Here is a 17,892-nt window from a genome sequence, read left to right on the forward strand (position 1 = left end):
CCGCGCCCCCCAACGGGGGCCACGGCATTCACCGCACTACGTCGGCAGCCCCCGCCGCAGGACGTCGGCGATCTGCTCGGGAGAGCCGACCATCATGAACATGCTCCCCGCGTCGGGGGCTTGGGCCTCGACGGTACGCAGCCGGGGCTCGGGCGCCTGGGCTTCGCCGGCGTCCCGCTCGCTCAGCCGCCGTACGACATCGACGAACTTGACGCTCCCGCACGGCCGGGCCGTACGGCTTCCCCTGATCCCGTACCGCTCGATCTCCTGACACCGGTAGTACGGGCCGAACGGAGGCCCACTGTCCTCTCCCGGCGCCGGAACGCAGATCTCCATCTCGCCGTGCCGACAGTGGACCGTCCCTTCGGACATCACGGTGAAGTCCTTGTCGAGGGCGTGCCCGACGTCCGCGACGGCGTGCAGTCGGTGCCCGATCGCTTCGGCGAGGGTCTCGGCCATGCGGGTCTGGTGGGCGTCGAGGCCGGTGTCGCCGCGGCGGATGGAGGGGAGGAGGTCGGCGACGATCCAGCGCTGGAAGGGGCGGGCGGCGGGCTTCCGGGACTTCAGGATCAGGGTGTAGAGACCGGCTTCGCTGACCAGGTTCAGCGGTGGAAGGTCGCGGTGACGCACGCTCTGACCTGCTGTTTCCTCGCTACCGTAGATAGTATCTAGGGCAGCGACCTTCCGGAGGTCCACCGGATCCAGGATCTTGCGCACGTCGCTCGGGTTCTCGACGCCGAGGACCCTGCAGAGGTCCACGGCCGCGAACCACGGTTCGCCGTCGAACAGGACCACCCGGACCGGATCTCCAGTGGCGGGGAACGTGGTTCGCACCATCACGGGACGCTCGTCCGCCTCGCCCCGGATCGCTCCCACCGACTCCAGCAGCTCTGCCCGGACGGCTCTCGCGATCTCGCTCGGCTCCAGCACCATCGCGAGCACAAGAGCAGCCGGAACGGTGAAGACGCCCAAGTGCCTCCTCGGAACCCTCGATTCCGGCAGATTCACCGCGACGAACGCCCGCAACTCCTCCCCCTGGAGCTGCCGGTACCCATAACCCCCCAACTCCCCGGCGTGCTTGCGCACCACCCGCCGCAGCACCACCGCGTCGACCTCGAAGTATTCGGCGAGCAGCGTCGCGGTGACATGGGTGCCGTCGGGCAGCAGCGGCAGCCGCTTCACCTCGTCGAGGACGTCCGCCCGGTGCGCCAGGGTGGCGCGCACCTCGCGCGCGTCCAGCAGAGCTCGTTCCGTGTACATGGCTGTGCCCCTCCAGGGGCTCGCAGGAATACGGCGAACCACCCCTCAGTGCAGGAACCAGCTACGGGCGGTGACAGAGACGTTCACATGACCTTGTCCAAGGTCAGCTCTCAGGCCAGCTCTACGCGCGCGGCTTCACCATTTCTGCCGCAACCAGGATCGACGCTCCGCTCGAAGACGTAAACGACACACTCGTCCGAAAGTCACACTTACGAGGGCACAGGCCTACGGGCGCACAGGCGCCTACACGCGCCCAAGCCTGCGAGGGCCTTTACGAAGGCTCCGGCACGTCCGCGTACCGCTGCACCCACGCATGCATCGCGATCGCCGCCGCGGCCCCCGCGTTGATCGACCGCGTCGACCCGAACTGGGCGATCGAGCACACCATCGACGCGTGCGCCCGCGCCTCTTCCGTCAGACCGGGTCCCTCCTGCCCGAACAGCAACACGCACCGCTTCGGCAGCACGGTCCGCTCCAGCGGCACCGCCCCCGGCAGATTGTCGATGCCGATGATCGGGAGGTCCTCGGCCGCCGCCCACGCGGTCAGCGACTCGGTGTCGGGGTGGTGGCGGACGTGCTGGTAGCGGTCGGTGACCATGGCCCCGCGCCGGTTCCAGCGCCGCCGCCCCACGATGTGGATCTCCTTCGCGAGGAACGCGTTCGCGGTCCGCACCACCGACCCGATGTTGAAGTCGTGGCCCCAGTTCTCCACGGCCACGTGGAAGTCGTGCCTCCGGGTGTCCAGGTCGGCGACGATCGCCTCGCGCGTCCAGTACCGGTACGGGTCGACGACATTGCGCCGGTCGCCGTGCGCGAGCAGCTCCGGGTCGTACCGCTCGCCCTCCGGCCACGGTTCGGGGTGCGGGCCGACGCCGATCGCGTCGCCGAAGCCGTCGTCGTACTGAACCGGCTCGCTCGGACCGGGCTCACTCGGACCGGACACGCTCAGGCCGGACTCATTCAAGCCTGGCTCACTCGGACTCGACTCGCTCGGACTCGACCCGCTCCGACTCGACCCGCTCCGGCTCGACTCGCTCGGACCGGTCGCGCTCTGTTCGGGCTGAGGGGTGTTCTCGCTGCTCACCCCACGAGCGTACGGGCCCGTCGACAGGCTCACGACGCTGCTGCACGGCCTTGCCCGGAGGCAGCACCCGGTCCCGTACACGCCCCGCGCGCCCGCCCAGCCACACCAGGAACACCGTCGGCAGGAACACCGCGTCCGCGGCGATCATCGCCATCGAGAAGAACGGCAGCCCGAGCAGCACCGCGATGCTCGCGTGCTCCACGATCATCAGCGCCAGCAGGACGTTCTTCACCCGCCTGTTGAACAGCGTGAACGGGAACGCGACCTGCACGATCACCGTTCCGTACGTCACCACCATCACCATCGTGCCGCTGGAGGCGAGCAGCGCGGACAGTTCCGGCCAGGGCGTGAAGTAGTCCAGGTGCAGCGGGTAGTAGATCGCGGTGCCGTCCTGCCAGCGCGAACCCTGCACCTTGTACCAGCCGGCCGTCGCGTAGACGAAGCAGACCTCGACCATGATGACGAGGAGCCCCGCATTGTGCACGAGGTTCGTCAGGACGTTCATCAGCAGCCGCGGCTCACCGTCCGCGTACCGGCACACCGCCCACCACAGGGCGTGGACCAGCAGCAGCGTCCAGAAGATGAGGACCCAGCCCCAGCTCATGACTCCCATGAACGTCGCCACCGCAAGGGCGACGCCGAGCACCGTCCACAGGGCGGGGCCCACCCGGTCGCGTACGACAGCGGCGACGGCGCCGCCCGCCGCACGCACCCTGCGCGCATCCAGCGACCACACCTGTCCGCAGCGGGTGAGCACCAGGTACATCGCCATCAGGTGAATGACGTTGTCTCCGCCGTCACCCATGAAGACGCTGCGGTTCAGCAGGGACAGCACGCCGATCATGAACAGGACGGACGTCGTCCGGGTGCGCCAGCCGATCAGCAGCAGCACGCTCGACACGATCGCCAGGAGGTACACGAGCTCGAACCACAGGGTGCTGTCGGCCCACATCAGCGCCGTGAACGCCTTGTTGTCGGCGATGATCTGCTCCGCCATGCCCCAGCTCCACGGCCCCTCGGGCCCGTACAGCTCGTGCCGGTGGGGCAGCTCGCGCAGCAGGAAGACCAGCCAGGTGGCGGCGAACCCTATGCGGACGACCGCCGTCTGGTACGGGCCGAGAGCGGCCGAGGTGACGTACTGGACGCCCGTCCGCAGGCCTCGCCCGAGGCCCTGCCGAAGGCGGATCAGGCTGCTCACTTGGTCACCCCTGCCTCTTCCGCGACCTTCGTGAGGTCGGCCGGTGTCACCGTCCACCAGGGCAGCACCCGGTACGAGGGTGTGGTGGCCACCTTCTCCGTGCTCCACGGCGGCGGCTTCACCGAGGTCGTACGCGAGCGGACCTGGATGCGGACGACGGCGCCGCCCATGTCAAGAGCGGACATCCGCTCCAGCACGATGCGCCGGACGTATCGCTCGGCGAGGTTGCCGCGCATGCCCAGCGACCGGTTGTTCTCGTCGTGCCAGCCGGTGTAGAAGTCCCAGCCGCGGCGTAGTTCGTTCTGGACGGTGTGACTGGGCAGCAGGCTGCTGCGGATCTCCTCGGCGTCCTTGGCGGAGAAGTCGATCCACTCCGTGGTGCGCCACTGGCCGCTCTTGGTGCGGATCTGGGCGCGGGACTGGACCGCGATGTTCTGCTGGAGCGGATTGGGCGCGAAGAGCTTCCAGTTCTGCTCGAACTCGGGGTTGATCCACTTGTCCACCACCGCGCCGTTCTCCTTGGTCACCGTGTTGGACGGGCTGACGTGCAGGAAGACCATCCCGAGGTGGACGAGGGCGGTGACCCCGACCAGCGCGAGCGCGAGAGCCGCGACGACCTGGGAACGGAAGGACAGCCCGGCGATCCCGGCCTTGTCGTCGTACGAATCCATCCCGCCCCGATCAGCACGTGTCGGCCAGTTATCCACAGAGGTTGACACCCTACGGGCCGCCGCCCCACCATTGAAGTCAATGAACCGAACGATCGGTCGGTAGGTGGCACAGGGGGCCAGGATGACGACAGTGACGGCAGAGCAGACCCCGCCGGGGACGGAACCGGCGAATCAGGCAGCGCACCAGGCGGCATTCGATACGGCCGTCGCCGCCGACGAGCGGATCGAACCGCGCGACTGGATGCCCGACGCCTACCGCGCCTCCCTGGTCCGCCAGATAGCGCAGCACGCCCACTCCGAGATCATCGGCATGCAGCCCGAGGCCAACTGGATCACCCGCGCCCCCTCGCTGCGCCGCAAGGCCATCCTGATGGCCAAGGTGCAGGACGAAGCCGGCCACGGCCTCTACCTCTACAGCGCCGCCGAGACCCTGGGCACCAGCCGCGAAGAGCTCCTCGACAAGCTCCACGCCGGCCGCCAGAAGTACTCGTCGATCTTCAACTACCCGACCCTGACCTGGGCCGACGTCGGCGCGATCGGCTGGCTGGTGGACGGCGCCGCGATCACCAACCAGGTCCCGATCTGCCGCTGCTCCTACGGGCCCTACGCCCGCGCCATGGTCCGCATCTGCAAGGAGGAGTCCTTCCACCAGCGCCAGGGGTACGAGTCACTGCTCGCCCTCTCGCAGGGCACCCCGGCGCAGCACGCGATGGCGCAGGACGCGGTGGACCGGTGGTGGTGGCCGTCGCTGATGATGTTCGGCCCGCCCGACGACCAGTCCGCGCACTCCGCGCAGTCCATGGAGTGGAAGATCAAGCGCCATTCCAACGACGAGCTGCGCCAGCGCTTCGTCGACATCGCCGTCCCGCAGGCCGAGTCCCTCGGCCTCACCCTCCCGGACCCCGACCTGCGGTGGAACGAGGAGCGCGGGCACTACGACTTCGGCGCCATCGACTGGGCCGAGTTCCGGGAAGTACTCAAGGGCAACGGCCCCTGCAACGACCAGCGGATCACCCAGCGCCGCCGGGCGCACGAAGAGGGCGCCTGGGTGCGCGACGCGGCGGCGGCCTACGCGAGCAAGCACCGTAAGCACAAGGGGGAAGCGGCATGACCGGCACCGGCAGCAACCACGACTGGCCACTGTGGGAGGTGTTCGTGCGCTCCCGCCGCGGGCTGTCCCACACCCACGCGGGCAGCCTGCACGCCCCGGACGCCGAGATGGCGCTGCGCAATGCGCGCGACCTCTACACCCGCAGGTCGGAGGGCGTCTCGATCTGGGTGGTGCCGTCCACGGAGATCACCGCGTCCTCCCCCGACGAGAAGGACTCCTTCTTCGAACCGGCCGGCGACAAGCCCTACCGCCACCCCACCTTCTACGCGATCCCGGACGGGGTGAAGCACCTGTGACCGCGGCGGCGATTTCCCGGACGGCAGCCCTGGCACTGGGCGACGACGCACTGATCCTCTCCCACCGGCTGGGGGAGTGGGCGGGCCACGCCCCCGTACTGGAGGAGGAGGTCGCCCTCGCCAACATCGCGCTGGACCTCCTCGGCCAGGCCCGGATCCTGCTCTCCCTCGCCGGCGACGAGGACGAACTGACCTACCTCCGCGAGGAGCGGTCCTTCCGCAACGTCCAGCTCGTCGAGCAGCCGAACGGCGACTTCGCCCACACCCTCGCCCGGCAGCTCTACTTCTCCACCTACCAGCACCTTCTGTATGGACAACTGGCCGCCGGTGACAGCGAGTTCGCGCCCCTCGCGGCGAAGGCCGTCAAGGAGACGGCGTACCACCGCGACCACGCCGAGCAGTGGACACTGCGCCTGGGCGACGGCACTGCCGAGAGCCACAGGCGGATGCAGCGGGCGGTGGACGCACTGTGGCGGTTCACCGGCGAGCCGTTCCAGCCGGTCGAAGGCCTGGAAGGGGTCGACCGGCAGGCGCTGGAGGCCGACTGGCTGGCCTCCGTGACGGACGTCCTGGAGCGGGCCACGCTGACCGTGCCCGAGACGCCGCGTGCCGGAGGGTGGGCGGCGGGCGCCGGACGGCAGGGCCTGCACACCGAGCCGTTCGGCCCCATGCTCGCCGAAATGCAGCACCTGCACCGCAGCCACCCGGGGGCGACATGGTGACCGGGGAAGTACGGCAGGAGACCGCGCTGGAGGGGGAGCTGCGGCGCCTGGCCGGCTCGGTTCCCGACCCGGAACTGCCCGTCCTCACCCTGGCGGAGCTGGGCGTACTGCGCGCCGTCCACGTCTCGGGGCCCGGCCGGGTCGAGGTCGAACTGACCCCCACGTACACCGGCTGCCCGGCCATCGAGGCGATGTCGGCGGACATCGAGCGGATACTTCACGAGAGCGGTGGCATGGCCGAGGTGACGGTCCGCACCGTCCTCGCCCCGGCCTGGTCCACGGACGACATCAGCGCCGAGGGGCGGCGCAAGCTCGCCGAGTTCGGGATCGCACCGCCGCGCACGACCCGCGAGGTCGGCAGCGCCGTCTCCAACGGTGCCGCTCCGGAGCCGATACCCCTGTCTCTCGCCATCCGCTGCCCGCACTGCGGATCCATCGACACCGAACTGCTCAGCCGGTTCTCCTCCACCGCGTGCAAGGCGCTGCGCCGCTGCGTGTCCTGCCGTGAACCCTTCGACCACTTCAAGGAGTTGTAGATGCCGTTCCACCCACTCCGGGTCCGGGGCATCGAGCGGCTCACCGACGATGCGGTGGCCGTCACCCTCGCCGTGCCGCCCGAGCTGCACGAGACCTTCCGGCACGTCCCCGGGCAGCACCTGGCGCTGCGGCGGGTCGTGGACGGACAGGAGGTCCGGCGCACGTACTCGATCTGCGCGCCCGCGGCCGCCGCCCCCGCCGAACCGGTGCTGCGGGTCGGCATCCGCCTCGTCGACGGTGGCTCCTACTCGACGTACGCGCTCAAGGAACTACTGGTCGGGGACACCGTCGAGGCAATGCCGCCGATGGGCCGGTTCACGCTGGAGCCGCGGAGCGGGTACTTCGCGGCGGTCGTCGGCGGCAGCGGCATCACCCCGGTCCTCTCGATCGCGGCGACGCTGCTCGACCGGTGCCCGGACGCCCGGTTCTGCCTGGTCCGCAGCGACCGGACGGCGGCGTCGACGATGTTCCTGGAGGAGGTCGCCGACCTCAAGGACCGTTTCCCCGACCGGTTCCAGCTGGTCACCGCACTCTCGCGGGAGGAGCAGCAGTCGGGGCTGCCGTCCGGCCGGCTCGACGAGGAGCGGCTGACGGGACTCCTTCCGGCGCTACTGCCGGTCGAGGAGATCGACGGCTGGTACCTGTGCGGTCCGCTGGGCCTGGTGCAGGGCGCCGAGCGGGCGCTGCGCGGGCTCGGGGTCGCCCGGGACCGTATCCACGAGGAGATCTTCCACGTCGACGACAGTCCCGCTTCCGCCGCTCCGGCCGCGACCGTCCCCGCCGCCGTGGGCGGCACGCTGACCGCGACGCTCGACGGCAGGTCCGGCACTTGGCCGGTCCAGGACGGCGAATCACTGTTGGAGACGGTACTGCGAGCCCGCGCGGACGCTCCGTACGCCTGCAAGGGCGGGGTGTGCGGGACGTGCCGGGCGTTCCTGGTGCGGGGCGAGGTGCGGATGGACCGCAACTACGCGCTGGAGGCGGAGGAGACCGAGGCGGGGTACGTACTGGCCTGCCAGTCCCATCCGGCCACCGGGGAAGTGGAGTTGGACTTCGACCGCTGAAACACGGGTGAAGCAGGAGTGCGGCAACCCGAGACGGGTTCCGCGCCCGCACCGCCATTCCCTTCCTGTAGAACGTGTTCTATCTTGACGCACCGTCAGACGTCAGTGTGTGCACGGGTACGGGAGGGCAGGCAGTGGACTTCACCTTCACCGAGGAGCAGCAGGCGGCCACCGAAGCGGCGAAGGCCGTCTTCGCCGGGGCGGCGCCCGACGCGGTACCGAGCCCGGCACTCACCCCGGGCGCCGTCGCCGACGACTTCGACCGCCCCCTGTGGGCGAAGCTCGCGGGCGCCGACCTGCTGAGCCTGCTGCTGGACCCGGCACACGGCGGCGCGGGCCTGGACCCGATCGCCCTGTGCCTCGTCCTGCGGGAGTCCGCGAAGGTCCTCGCCCGGGTCCCCCTGCTGGAGACGAGCGCGGTCGCACTGGCCGTACAGCGGTACGGAACAAAGGAGTTGGCCGAAGAGCTCCTGCCCCGGGTGGGGCGCGGCGAACTGGTCCTCACGGCCGCAGCGCACGGCCGCACCGGACACGACCCCGCCCCGCTCGCCGTCACCGCGCGGCGCCCGGACCACGACGAATGGGTCCTGGACGGCGTACAGACCGTCGTGCCGTGGGCACAGCACGCCGACCGGATCGCGGTGCCCGCCCACACCGGCGAGGGCCGCACCGTACTCGCCCTGATCCCCCGCGACCGTACCGGTGTCACACTCACCGACCAGGTCTCCACCAGCGGCGAACTCCTCGCCGAGGTGCGCCTGGACTCCGTACGCACCGCACCCCACGAGACAATCACCGACGAAGCCGCATGGGAGTGGCTGCACGCCCTGCTCACCACAGGCACCTGCGCCCAGGCCCTCGGCATCGGGGAACACGTCCTCGCGATGTCCGCCGAATACACCTCGCAGCGTGAGCAGTTCGGCTTCCCCGTCGCCACGTTCCAGGCGGTCGCCGTCCAGGCCGCCGACCGCTACATCGACCTGCGCGCCATGGAAGCCACCCTCTGGCAGGCCGCCTGGCGCCTCAGCACGGGCGGGGGTGGCGGGGGCGCGGGCGGGGCACTGCCCCTCGCCGGGGACGTCGCGGTCGCCAAGATCTGGGCGTCCGACGGCGTACGCCGCACCGTCCAGACGGCACAGCACCTGCACGGCGGCTTCGGCGCCGACACCGACTACCCGCTGCACCGCTACCACGCCTGGGCCAAGCAGCTGGAGCTCTCCCTCGGCCCGGCCGCCGCCCACGAGGAAGCCCTGGGCGACCTGCTGGCCGCCCACCCGCTGGGCTAGGACCCGTCCGGGGACATCTCAGAGCTCCCGGGCGCTCAGAGGCCCCGGACTCTCCGACCTCTCAGAACCCTCAGAGCCCTCAGAACCCTCAGAGCACGAACGCGGGGGCGCTGCCGTCGGCCACCATCGGCCGGCCGGCGCCGTCCCAGGCGAGCATCCCGCCCTCGATGTTCGCCGCGTCGATGCCCTGCTGCACCAGGTACTGCGTGACCTGCGCGGACCGCCCGCCAACCCGGCACATCACATGGGCACGGCGGCCGTCCGCGACCGCCTCGGTGACCTCGCCGAACCGGGCGACGAAGTCACTCATCGGCACGTGCAGCGCACCCTCGACATGTCCGGCCGCCCACTCGTCGGCCTCCCGGACGTCCAGCACCAGGCCGTCGGCCGGTACCGACGCGACGTCCACCGAGGGCATGGAGGCGAAATTCATGGGTCAGGCCTTCTCTCGTACACACACAGACAGTTCCTTCACACCGGCCGCGGCGGCAGCGCAGCCACAACCGTCCCGGAACGCTACTGCACCCACCGGGCAAGCTCGTCCTCACGCTCGGAGACCTGTGCCAGCAACTGCTCGGCAATCTCCTCCAGCAGCCGGTCGGGGTCGTCCGGCGCCATCCGCAGCATCGACCCGATGGCGCTCTCCTCCAGGTCACGGGCGACGAGCGTCAGGAGCTCCTTGCGCTGCGAGAGCCACTCCAGCCGCGCATACAGCTCCTCGCTCTCGCTGCGCCGCACCTCGGGCACCGGACCTGCTGCCCACTCCTCGGCCAGCTCCCGCAGCTGCGCCTCGTCACCGCGCGCATAGGCGGCGTTCACCCGGCTGATGAACTCCTCGCGCCGGGCCTGCTCCGCCTCCTCGCGCGCCAGGTCGGGGTGCGCCTTGCGGACCAGCTCGCGGTACACCTTCCGGGCCTCCTCGCTGGGCCGCACCCGCTCCGGCGGCCGCACCGGCTGCTCGGTCAGCATCGCTGCGGCCTCCGGCGACAGCCCGTCGGAGTCCATCCAGTCGTGGAACAGCTCCTCCACGCCCGGCATCGGCATGACCAGCGCCCGCGCCTCCTGCGCCTTCGCCAGGTCCTCCGGGTCCCCGGTCTTCCGGGCCTTCGCCTCGGCGATCTGCGCATCCAGCTCGTCGAGCCGTGTGTACATCGGGCCGAGCTTCTGGTGGTGCAGGCGGGAGAAGTTCTCGACCTCGATCCGGAAGGTGTCCACCGCGATCTCGAACTCGATCAGCGCCTGCTCGGCAGCCCCCACGGCCTTCTCCAGCCGCGCCTCGGGCCGGTCACCGGCCGCACCCTCGGCGGGCTGTACGTCTTCCTTGGGGGTAGCCGGTCCCCCGGCGGCATCCTGAGTCACCCAGCCAGCCTACGGTCCCACCCGCTCAGGAAGCTCCCCGCACTACTTCCCCTTCTTTCCCCTTCCTTCCTCCCTCCTTCTCCTTCCTCCTCCTTCCTCCTCCTTCCTTCGCTTCCATCTGACGTGCCCCCGTCACACCCCCGTCTCCGCCGCGATCCGCCCGTTCTTGACCGCCGTCGCCAGGACCGCGTGGTCGGCCTCCGTGCGGTCCGCGTAGGCCACGGCGAAGTCGGCGACGGCTTCGTCGAACTCCTCGTTCTTCCCGCAGTACCCGGCGACGACCTCCGGGTCGGCGCTGTGCGCGTGGGCACGGGCGAGGAGAGCGCCGGTCATCCGCCCGTAGTCGTCGACCTGGTCGGCTTCCAGGGCCGCCGGGTCCACACTCCCCTTCCTGTTCCTGAACTGCCTTACCTGGAAGGGCAGTCCGTCGACCGTGCACCAGCCGAGCAGGATGTCGCTGACCACCTGCATGCGCTTCTGTCCGAGCACCACCCGCCGGCCCTCGTGGTCCGGCCCGGGTATCGCGAACCCGGCCTTCGGGAGGTGCGGGGCCAGCGCCGAGACCCGGGCCTCCTTCACCTGGAGCACCAGCGGCTCGCCCCGGTGGTCGAGCAGCAGCACCACGTACGACCGGGTGCCCACGCTGCCGGTGCCGACCACCCGGAACGCCACGTCGTGTATCGCGTACCGGGCCAGCAGCGGCAGCCGGTCCTGCGCGACGGTGCCCAGGTACTCGCCGAGTGCCGAGGCCACGGCCGCCGCTTCGGCGTCGGGCACCCGGCGCAGTACCGGCGGTGCGTCCACAAAGCGGCAGCTGCCGTCCTCGCCCCGCTCCGTGGACCGGGCGGCGAAGCGGGCGCTGGTGTTCCTGCGGGCCTTCTCGGAGACCTTCTCCAGGGTGCCCAGCAGGTCGCGGGCGTCGGTGTGGGAGACGAGTTCCTCGTCGGCTATCGCGTTCCAGGCGTCGGCCGCGGGCATTTTCGCCATCAGCCGCATGGTCCGCCGGTAGGCGCCCACCGCGTCGAACGCCCCTTGCCGGCAGGTGTCCTCGTCGGCTCCGGCCTCGCGTCCTGCCAGTACCAGTGACGCCGCGAGCCGTTTGACGTCCCATTCCCACGGTCCGACGACGGTCTCGTCGAAGTCGTTCAGGTCGATGACGAGGCGGCCCCTGGCGTCCCCGTAGAGACCGAAGTTCGCAGCGTGCGCGTCTCCGCATATCTGCGCGCCGATTCCGCTGACGGGCGTGCCCGCCAGGTCGTACGCCATCAGTCCGGCGGCGCCACGGAGGAAGGAGAAGGGGGTGGCAGCCATCCGTCCTACCCGCAGGGGTGTCAGGGAGGCGACTCGCCCCCGGCCGGACTCCTCGACGGCGCGCAGCGCGTCCGGGCGTCCCGCGTCGAGCACCAGCGTGCGGTGCGCCCCTCGCGGCGCCCTGGCACGCAGTGCCTTGCCCTCCTGCTTGCGCGACACGGATTGCCCGGCGCCCGGCTTCCCCGCGCCCGGGACGGCCCGCTGCGCGAAGCCCTCCACCGCTGGAATCCGTGCGGTCCCCGCTTCTTTTCCGGCCTCGCTCATCACGTGTCGCCTCCCCCGCTCCGTACCGCCCCAGGAGCCGCTTGCCGCAGCCCCGAAATCAATTCCCCACGACCGTAACGCCGTTGTCGCTTCCGTGCCCCAACCCCCTGTGGACAACCCAGGAAAAGTATGAAGAACGGCCCCGGACCAGGTCCGGAGCCGTTCTCATCCACTCGCGTTCACACCCGGCTCACACGCCGACCGCTTCCTCCAACTCCTCCTCGACCGAGGCACCCGAGACGCCTGAGGCATCCGAGGCACCCGAGACACCCGAGACACCTGAGTCACCCGAGGCCTCCAAAGCGCCCGAGGCCACCGGCGCCGCGCCAGCCGGCACCACAGCCTCCCTGCGCCGCCGAGCCGCCTCGGCCAGTCCCGCCGCACCCATCACGGCAACCCCCACCACGAACCACAGAGCCAGCACCAGCACGCTGCGTCCCACACCGTTCCCGTCGAAGTACACGTGTCCGCGTGCACCCTCGATGAAGCCGGCACCGTTCCAGAAGGAGTGCAGTGAGGCGAAGAAGCCGGACTGGAGCTCGGGCTTGAAGATGCCGCCGGAACTGGTGAAGTTGAGCATCACGAACAGCACCATCACACCCAGCGTCGTCCACCTCTTGAGGAAGGTGTGCAGCCCGACGCCGACCAGCAGGATGCCCGCCGCGTAGAGCCACGACATCGCCCACACTCCGGCCAGCCCCTGGTACACCAGGTGGAAGAGCGGTCCCGCGAAGACCGCCCCGATCGCGCTCACGACGAGCGACATGCCGAGCGCGAGCAGCGCCCTGATCCGCAGCGGCAGCACCGCACCGGCTCCGCCGATCACCGCCACCGAGGCGTACGAGCCGATGCTCAGTGCGACGAGCAGGAAGAACAGCCCCTGCCCCGTCGGGTCGCCGGACGACACCGGCGCCACGTCCGTCACCTTGAGCGGCGCTCCCTGCTCCGCCGCCACCTCCGTGAAGACCTTCTGGACGACGGTCGCGGTCGTGTCGGACCCGGCCGTGGCGACCATCAGCTCGGGCTCGGCGCCGGGCACGTACGCCCCGTAGATCTCCCGGTCCATGAGCTGCGACTGCGCCACCGACCGGTCCGCGACGGTACGTACGTCGAGTGCGCCCGCACCCTTCTCGTGCAGCGTCTGCGCCAGCACCTGTGCACTCGTTCCCGAGCCGACGACGTCGACCCGCAGATTGTGCGGTTCGGGGGCGTGGAAGGCGCCCAGGTAGGCCAGCCCCATTCCGATGCACATCAGCAGCGGGGTGACGAGGTGACCGAGCACGTGCCGCAGCGACGCTCCCGTACTGCTCTTACCTATGGGGGACGCAGACATCAACAGACTCCAGGGGGACACGACACAGTGGTTGGTAATTACAACCACATCGATGGATGTACTCTACAACCAATCGAGCGGAGGGCAAAACAACCCCATGACCACCCAGCAGCCCCAGGACCCCGGGCACCCCCGGCGCACCACCGCCGTCGACACCATCGAGCGCGAGCTGACCGCCTTCGCCCGCCGGGCCCGCGCCGCCGCCGCCCGGCTCCACCCGGACCTGCCCCTGGTCTCGTACACGCTCCTCGCGCACATCCACGACCAGCAGGGCTGCCGCGCCACCGACCTCGCCGCGCACTACATGCTCGACAAGTCCACCGTCAGCCGGCAGCTCACCGCCCTCGAAAGGCTCGGCCTGGTGGAACGCCGCCCCGACCCCGACGACCACCGCGTCCAGGTCCTGCACCCCACCGAGGCGGGCGCGGCCACCCTCACGGCCACCCACGCCAGCCGCCACGCCGCCTACCAGGAACGCCTCGCCGACTGGTCCGAGGCCGACCTCACCCGCTTCGCGTCCTACCTGCTGCGCTACAACAACAGCCACGGCTGAAGCACCGCCGCAACAGCGCCGGAATCACCCGCACCTCAAAGAGGCGACGCCGGAACCAACCCCACCCAGACGGCGCCAGAGCCTCAACGAGACGACGTCAGAACAGACCAGAACAGACGTCAGAACAGACCAGCACAAAGGGGCGACGCTAGAACCGCACGCTCCACACCGTCGCCGCCCCCGCCGACCCACCGTTCGCCGCCGGCATCCGCAGCAGCGTGGCCGGACGGCCGCCGATCAGCTGCCGCACCCCCGCCGCGTCGGGCTGCAGCCGTCCCTCCTCGAACCGTACGAAGCTCACCCGGGTCCCCGGCTCCACCTTCATCCCCCGGTACTGGCGGTACGTCACCGCGTCGCACCCCGAGTACCAGCCGAACTCCGGCTCGTATCCCGTGACGATCAGGCAGCTCTCCCCGTCCTGCGCCACCAGCGCCCGTGCCACCGGCACCGTCGAGGCACCCAGTGAAGCCGGGCCGGGCATCGCCCCGTGCGCCACCGCCTGCGCCGTGCCGAACACCGTCAGACCGGCCAGCACGCCCACGCACACCAGCACCCGCGGCGCCCACGCCCGCGCGAGCTCCGCCACCGCCTGTACGCCGAGGATCGTGAGCAGTGTCACCGGCAGGTACACGAACCGCGGCTCCCCGTCCGTCGCCACCCCCAGCACCACAAACACCAGCAGCGCCGCAGCCCCCAGGAACACCCGCCGCCGGTCGTCGGCCCGCGCCCCCTCGCCCGTGCCACCCGTGCCACCCGCACCGCCGCCCCGCCGCACCCGCAGCCACGCCGCGACAGCCGCGCACACACCTGCGGCCATCACCACCGCGCCCAGGTCCCCGGCAAGCCGATAGGGGAAGACGCTCAGGTAATAGACCAGCCCGTCGCCGACGTACTCCCGGTTGGCCTGCGAGGTCGCCGAAAGGATCATCCCCAGCGGCTTCCCGGTGCGCTCCGTCGCGTACAGGAAGTGCGGTACGAGACCCAGCGCGAGCACTCCGACCGCCGCCCACAGCCGCCACCCCAGCGCCAGCCAGGCCCGCGGCCCGTACGCGAAGACGCCGGCCAGCGCGACGGCCAGGAGGTTGCCCACCACTCCGTACCGCAGATAGAAGGCGGCCAGCGCGACGAACGGCACGAGCAGCAGCGCCCGCGCGCCCGCCTTGGTGCCCGCCCGCTCCTGCGCCCTGACCAGCAGGAACACGACCATCAGCAGCAACGCGGTCGACCCGATGTCATTCAGGTACTCCGGCACCCGCCGCAGGAACCCCAGCCCGCTCAGCAGCACCAGGGTCACCACCACGGCCCGCCTCGGCGACGTCCACGCGCGTGCCACGAGGTACGTCGTGCAGAGCATCACCAGCGCCAGTACGAGCGCGACCGCCCGCAGCGCCCCCATGCCGCCGCCCGAGGCGTACCCCTCGTACCCCGTCAGCCACAGCGCGAGCGTGCCCAGCGCGGGCAGTCCGACCGGCCGGTAGACGCCCCATCCCGCATCCGGCGTCCCGTCGAACCAGAAACGTGCCTTGTTCGCGTAGACCGCTTCCTCGTGACCGAGGTACGGCTCGAAGTCCTGCAGCCAGGCCCACACCCCTGCGCTCAGGGCGAGTGCCCCGACCACGTACACCCACACCGGGATCCGCCGCAGCCACTTCTCCGCCCGCGTCCAGAACCCGGGAACTCCGGCGCCGCGCGGCCCGTTCTCCAGCCACCAGGGCTTCGCTACCAGCCAGAGCACCGCCGCAAGCAGCAGATAGGGCCACGGCTGCCACCCGGGCAGCCATCCCCCGAGACCCACGGCCAGCATCAGCTGCTGCGCCGCAGCCAGCACCGTCAGCACCAGCGCACCGACACCGAACAGCCTCGACCGCGTCACAACCGCCTCCGACCAGCAAGACACCGGCCCGGCCGGACGAGCAAGACCGTCAGAGCAGGACCAGTAAACGGACATACAGAAACGGGCCCCACCGTTTTCACGGTGAGACCCGAATCTCAAAAGTGCGCGAGGGGGGATTTGAACCCCCACGTCCCTAAGGACACTGGCACCTGAAGCCAGCGCGTCTGCCGTTCCGCCACTCGCGCATGAGTGATGTCGTTCGATTCCTCGCACTGGTTTGTGCGACTGGCTGGCGACAAGAAGAAGATTAGCACGGTGGTCAGGGTGGATTCACACGCATAGTTTCCGGGGACCCGCCAGTGGAACGCCGGCCTCCGGCACCCACTCCTCCGAGGGGAAGCACGCGTGCGGGACACTGTCAGGACGCCACCTCTACGATCCCTTGTGAGGGGTGACACTCATCGACTGGGCGGACAAGGGGAACCAGCCGTTTTCCCGGCGCGTGGATACGATCAGTAAGCAGTACCAGGACGACAACGACGGAGGAGGTGCCCCATGGGAGTCCTGAAGCGTTTCGAACAAAAGCTCGAAGGCATGGTGAACGGCACCTTCGCCAAGGTCTTCAAGTCGGAAGTCCAGCCCGTCGAGATCGCCGGCGCCCTCCAGCGCGAGTGCGACAACAACGCAACGATCTGGAACCGCGAGCGGACCGTCGTCCCCAACGACTTCATCGTCGAGCTCAGCACCCCGGACTACGAGCGCCTCAGCCCGTACTCCGGCCAGCTGGGCGACGAGCTGTCCGGCCTGGTCCGCGACTACGCGAAGCAGCAGCGCTACACCTTCATGGGCCCCATCAAGGTCCACCTGGAGAAGGCGGACGACCTCGACACGGGTCTCTACCGAGTACGCAGCCGCACGCTCGCCTCGAGCACCTCGCAGGTCGCAGCCCCCTCCGATCCGGGCCCCGCAGCCCCCTCCGCCCCTCGCGGCGGCGGTTACGGCTACCCACCTGCGGCCTCCGGCGGCGCACCGCCGATGCCGCAGGCCCCGCCCGGCGGCGCAGCCCGCCCCGGTCCGGGTGCCGACCGCGGCGACCGGCGCACTCCCGGAGCAGCTCCGGGCCCCATGCCCGGCGCCCAGACCCGGCGCTGGATCGAGATCAACGGCACCCGCCACCAGATTTCCCGGCCCACCCTTGTGATGGGTCGCAGCACAGAGGCCGACGTACGGATCGACGACCCCGGCGTCTCCCGCCGGCACTGCGAGATCCGTACGGGCACACCTGCGACGATCCAGGACCTCGGGTCCACCAACGGCATCGTGGTGGACGGCCAGCACACCACCCGCGCTACGCTCCGCGACGGCTCGCGGATCGTCGTGGGCAGCACCACCATCGTTTACCGGCAAGCCGAAGGGTGAAGCGGGGGCAATGTCAGAGCTGACCCTGACGGTCATGCGGCTAGGTTTCCTAGCTGTCCTGTGGCTATTCGTAATTGTGGCCGTCCAGGTCATCCGCAGCGACCTGTTCGGTACGCGCGTCACGCAACGCGGCTCACGCCGCGGCAATGCGTCCGACACGCGTACCCAGCAGCAGAACACCGGCGGGGGGCGCCAACAGGCCGCGCCCCCGCCACAGCAGCAACAACGCCAGCGCCGCGGCGCCCCGACCAAGCTTGTCGTCTCCGAAGGCAGCCTCACCGGAACCACGGTGGCGCTCCAGGGGCAGACCATCACGCTGGGCCGCGCGCACGATTCGACGATCGTGCTGGACGACGACTACGCGTCCAGCAGGCATGCCAGGATCTACCCGGACCGCGACGGCAACTGGATCGTCGAGGACCTTGGATCCACCAACGGCACCTATCTCGACCGGAACCGGCTCACCACGCCGCAACCGATTCCGCTGGGCGCACCGATCCGCATCGGCAAGACCGTCATCGAGCTGCGGAAGTAGTACGACAATGAGCGAGCGGAGCGAGCGAGCCGCAGCGGCCCCGGCACAGGGCCCC

General features: G+C 70.2%; 18 protein-coding genes and 1 tRNA gene. 9 read left to right on the forward strand and 10 right to left on the reverse strand.

Going from position 1 to position 17,892, the window contains the following annotated elements:
- Positions 1 to 36: 36 nt before the first annotated feature.
- From AB0D18_RS05115 to AB0D18_RS05130, 4 genes are all read right to left on the reverse strand, one after another.
- Positions 37 to 1,260: a BRO family protein gene (locus tag AB0D18_RS05115; RefSeq protein ID WP_362412971.1), complete on the reverse strand. Its 1,224-nt coding sequence runs from the start codon at positions 1,258 to 1,260 to the stop codon at positions 37 to 39.
- Between the two features lie 271 nt (positions 1,261 to 1,531).
- Positions 1,532 to 2,209, reverse strand: coding sequence for a TrmH family RNA methyltransferase (locus AB0D18_RS05120; protein ID WP_362413427.1), 678 nt, complete (start codon positions 2,207 to 2,209; stop codon positions 1,532 to 1,534).
- A gap of 22 nt (positions 2,210 to 2,231) precedes the next feature.
- On the reverse strand, positions 2,232 to 3,533 hold the full coding sequence (locus AB0D18_RS05125) for an HTTM domain-containing protein (protein WP_362413429.1): 1,302 nt from the start codon (positions 3,531 to 3,533) through the stop codon (positions 2,232 to 2,234).
- A gap of 5 nt (positions 3,534 to 3,538) precedes the next feature.
- A complete protein-coding gene (locus AB0D18_RS05130) occupies positions 3,539 to 4,213 on the reverse strand; it encodes a DUF5819 family protein (protein WP_362412974.1) in 675 nt (224 codons plus the stop codon).
- Between the two features lie 121 nt (positions 4,214 to 4,334).
- Here AB0D18_RS05130 and paaA point away from each other — a divergent pair, with 121 nt between their 5' ends.
- The 6 genes from paaA to AB0D18_RS05160 all read left to right on the forward strand — a co-directional run bounded on the left by paaA (position 4,335) and on the right by AB0D18_RS05160 (position 9,229).
- The gene (paaA, locus tag AB0D18_RS05135) at positions 4,335 to 5,324 is read left to right on the forward strand and encodes a 1,2-phenylacetyl-CoA epoxidase subunit PaaA (protein WP_362412977.1); all 990 of its coding nucleotides are present in this window, start codon (positions 4,335 to 4,337) and stop codon (positions 5,322 to 5,324) included.
- Positions 5,321 to 5,620: a 1,2-phenylacetyl-CoA epoxidase subunit PaaB gene (gene paaB, locus AB0D18_RS05140; protein WP_362412980.1), complete on the forward strand. Its 300-nt coding sequence runs from the start codon at positions 5,321 to 5,323 to the stop codon at positions 5,618 to 5,620. Before paaA ends, paaB begins: the two co-directional genes overlap by 4 nt.
- Positions 5,617 to 6,342: a 1,2-phenylacetyl-CoA epoxidase subunit PaaC gene (paaC, locus tag AB0D18_RS05145; RefSeq protein ID WP_362412983.1), complete on the forward strand. Its 726-nt coding sequence runs from the start codon at positions 5,617 to 5,619 to the stop codon at positions 6,340 to 6,342. Before paaB ends, paaC begins: the two co-directional genes overlap by 4 nt.
- Entirely contained in the window at positions 6,336 to 6,878 is a 543-nt protein-coding gene (gene paaD / locus AB0D18_RS05150) for a 1,2-phenylacetyl-CoA epoxidase subunit PaaD (RefSeq protein ID WP_362412986.1), read from the forward strand. Before paaC ends, paaD begins: the two co-directional genes overlap by 7 nt.
- Positions 6,879 to 7,943 carry a 2Fe-2S iron-sulfur cluster-binding protein gene (locus AB0D18_RS05155; protein WP_362412989.1) on the forward strand — a complete coding sequence of 355 codons (1,065 nt, stop codon included), beginning with the start codon at positions 6,879 to 6,881 and terminating at the stop codon, positions 7,941 to 7,943.
- A gap of 134 nt (positions 7,944 to 8,077) precedes the next feature.
- The gene (locus AB0D18_RS05160; RefSeq protein ID WP_362412992.1) at positions 8,078 to 9,229 is read left to right on the forward strand and encodes an acyl-CoA dehydrogenase family protein; all 1,152 of its coding nucleotides are present in this window, start codon (positions 8,078 to 8,080) and stop codon (positions 9,227 to 9,229) included.
- 88 nt (positions 9,230 to 9,317) lie between these two features.
- Here AB0D18_RS05160 and AB0D18_RS05165 read toward each other — a convergent pair whose 3' ends face one another.
- The 4 genes from AB0D18_RS05165 to AB0D18_RS05180 all read right to left on the reverse strand — a co-directional run bounded on the left by AB0D18_RS05165 (position 9,318) and on the right by AB0D18_RS05180 (position 13,496).
- On the reverse strand, positions 9,318 to 9,662 hold the full coding sequence (locus tag AB0D18_RS05165) for a rhodanese-like domain-containing protein (RefSeq protein ID WP_362412994.1): 345 nt from the start codon (positions 9,660 to 9,662) through the stop codon (positions 9,318 to 9,320).
- An 83-nt stretch (positions 9,663 to 9,745) separates the two neighbouring features.
- Positions 9,746 to 10,588, reverse strand: a complete 843-nt coding sequence (locus AB0D18_RS05170; protein ID WP_362412997.1) for a hypothetical protein — start codon at positions 10,586 to 10,588, stop codon at positions 9,746 to 9,748.
- Between the two features lie 132 nt (positions 10,589 to 10,720).
- Positions 10,721 to 12,163 carry a DUF2252 domain-containing protein gene (locus AB0D18_RS05175; RefSeq protein WP_362412999.1) on the reverse strand — a complete coding sequence of 481 codons (1,443 nt, stop codon included), beginning with the start codon at positions 12,161 to 12,163 and terminating at the stop codon, positions 10,721 to 10,723.
- A 190-nt stretch (positions 12,164 to 12,353) separates the two neighbouring features.
- On the reverse strand, positions 12,354 to 13,496 hold the full coding sequence (locus AB0D18_RS05180) for a hypothetical protein (protein ID WP_362413001.1): 1,143 nt from the start codon (positions 13,494 to 13,496) through the stop codon (positions 12,354 to 12,356).
- A 97-nt stretch (positions 13,497 to 13,593) separates the two neighbouring features.
- On the opposite strand from AB0D18_RS05180, the gene AB0D18_RS05185 reads away from it, so the two are divergent.
- The gene (locus tag AB0D18_RS05185; RefSeq protein WP_362413004.1) at positions 13,594 to 14,049 is read left to right on the forward strand and encodes a MarR family winged helix-turn-helix transcriptional regulator; all 456 of its coding nucleotides are present in this window, start codon (positions 13,594 to 13,596) and stop codon (positions 14,047 to 14,049) included.
- A gap of 148 nt (positions 14,050 to 14,197) precedes the next feature.
- Here AB0D18_RS05185 and AB0D18_RS05190 read toward each other — a convergent pair whose 3' ends face one another.
- Positions 14,198 to 15,922, reverse strand: coding sequence for a glycosyltransferase (locus tag AB0D18_RS05190; protein WP_362413007.1), 1,725 nt, complete (start codon positions 15,920 to 15,922; stop codon positions 14,198 to 14,200).
- 123 nt (positions 15,923 to 16,045) lie between these two features.
- A tRNA-Leu gene (locus AB0D18_RS05195) sits at positions 16,046 to 16,128 on the reverse strand.
- Positions 16,129 to 16,438: 310 nt separating this feature from the next.
- Between AB0D18_RS05195 and AB0D18_RS05200 the strand changes: the two genes are divergently transcribed.
- Complete coding sequence (locus tag AB0D18_RS05200) at positions 16,439 to 17,302, forward strand: FhaA domain-containing protein (protein ID WP_362413009.1); 864 nt, start codon at positions 16,439 to 16,441, stop codon at positions 17,300 to 17,302.
- Positions 17,303 to 17,312: 10 nt separating this feature from the next.
- Positions 17,313 to 17,837, forward strand: a complete 525-nt coding sequence (locus tag AB0D18_RS05205) for an FHA domain-containing protein (RefSeq protein WP_362413012.1) — start codon at positions 17,313 to 17,315, stop codon at positions 17,835 to 17,837.
- The last annotated feature ends 55 nt before the right edge of the window (positions 17,838 to 17,892 follow it).

Source organism: Streptomyces sp. NPDC048442 (assembly GCF_040651475.1).
Lineage (GTDB): Bacteria > Actinomycetota > Actinomycetes > Streptomycetales > Streptomycetaceae > Streptomyces.